Source organism: Brucella sp. RRSP16, assembly GCF_052246815.1.
GTDB classification, from domain to species: domain Bacteria; phylum Pseudomonadota; class Alphaproteobacteria; order Rhizobiales; family Rhizobiaceae; genus Brucella; species Brucella intermedia.
Map to the genome: position 1 here is coordinate 1 of NZ_JBQQAM010000066.1, position 293 is coordinate 293.

Genomic DNA, 293 nt, shown 5'->3' on the forward strand with positions numbered 1-293 from the left:
TCAGTCCCAGTGTGGCTGATCATCCTCTCAGACCAGCTATGGATCGTCGCCTTGGTAGGCCTTTACCCCACCAACTAGCTAATCCAACGCGGGCCGATCATTTGCCGATAAATCTTTCCCCTTTCGGGCACATACGGTATTAGCACAAGTTTCCCTGAGTTATTCCGTAGCAAATGGTACGTTCCCACGCGTTACTCACCCGTCTGCCGCTCCCCTTGCGGGGCGCTCGACTTGCATGTGTTAAGCCTGCCGCCAGCGTTCGTTCTGAGCCAGGATCAAACTCTCAAGTTGAA

The 293-nt window shown here is 53.9% G+C and carries 1 rRNA gene; it reads right to left on the minus strand.

Annotation, left to right across the window (positions count from 1 at the left end):
* Positions 1-291 (minus strand): 16S ribosomal RNA (locus ACS5UA_RS22925); the annotation flags it as partial.
* Positions 292-293: the final 2 nt, after the last annotated feature.